Source organism: Anaerococcus vaginalis ATCC 51170, assembly GCF_000163295.1.
Taxonomy (GTDB): domain Bacteria; phylum Bacillota; class Clostridia; order Tissierellales; family Peptoniphilaceae; genus Anaerococcus; species Anaerococcus vaginalis.
In genome coordinates this window covers 1-717 of record NZ_GG700532.1, presented here as the reverse complement: position 1 = coordinate 717, position 717 = coordinate 1, and the positions used below count along the sequence as shown (strand labels likewise).

General features: G+C 54.5%; 2 protein-coding genes. One reads left to right on the top strand and one right to left on the bottom strand.

The annotated features are described in order from the left end of the window. Positions 1 to 177 (bottom strand): Rop family plasmid primer RNA-binding protein (locus tag HMPREF0078_RS09045; protein ID WP_004839967.1); only part of this gene is annotated, 177 nt, incomplete at its 3' end. Between HMPREF0078_RS09045 and HMPREF0078_RS09410 the strand changes: the two genes are divergently transcribed. Continuing rightward, entirely contained in the window at positions 176 to 544 is a 369-nt protein-coding gene (locus HMPREF0078_RS09410; RefSeq protein WP_000538659.1) for a hypothetical protein, read from the top strand. The two genes, HMPREF0078_RS09045 and HMPREF0078_RS09410, sit on opposite strands and share 2 nt — an antisense overlap. Positions 545 to 717 lie beyond the last annotated feature (173 nt).

The window sequence follows — 717 nt, the reverse complement described above, 5'->3', positions numbered from 1 at the left end:
AAGCTCATCAGCGTGGTCGTGAAGCGATTCACAGATGTCTGCCTGTTCATCCGCGTCCAGCTCGTTGAGTTTCTCCAGAAGCGTTAATGTCCGGCTTCTGATAAAGCGGGCCATGTTAAGGGCGGTTTTTTCCTGTTTGGTCACTGATGCCTCCGTGTAAGGGGGATTTCTGTTCATGGGGGTAATGATACCGATGAAACGAGAGAGGATGCTCACGATACGGGTTACTGATGATGAACATGCCCGGTTACTGGAACGTTGTGAGGGTAAACAACTGGCGGTATGGATGCGGCGGGACCAGAGAAAAATCACTCAGGGTCAATGCCAGCGCTTCGTTAATACAGATGTAGGTGTTCCACAGGGTAGCCAGCAGCATCCTGCGATGCAGATCCGGAACATAATGGTGCAGGGCGCTGACTTCCGCGTTTCCAGACTTTACGAAACACGGAAACCGAAGACCATTCATGTTGTTGCTCAGGTCGCAGACGTTTTGCAGCAGCAGTCGCTTCACGTTCGCTCGCGTATCGGTGATTCATTCTGCTAACCAGTAAGGCAACCCCGCCAGCCTAGCCGGGTCCTCAACGACAGGAGCACGATCATGCGCACCCGTGGCCAGGACCCAACGCTGCCCGAGATGCGCCGCGTGCGGCTGCTGGAGATGGCGGACGCGATGGATATGTTCTGCCAAGGGTTGGTTTGCGCATTCACAGTTCTCCG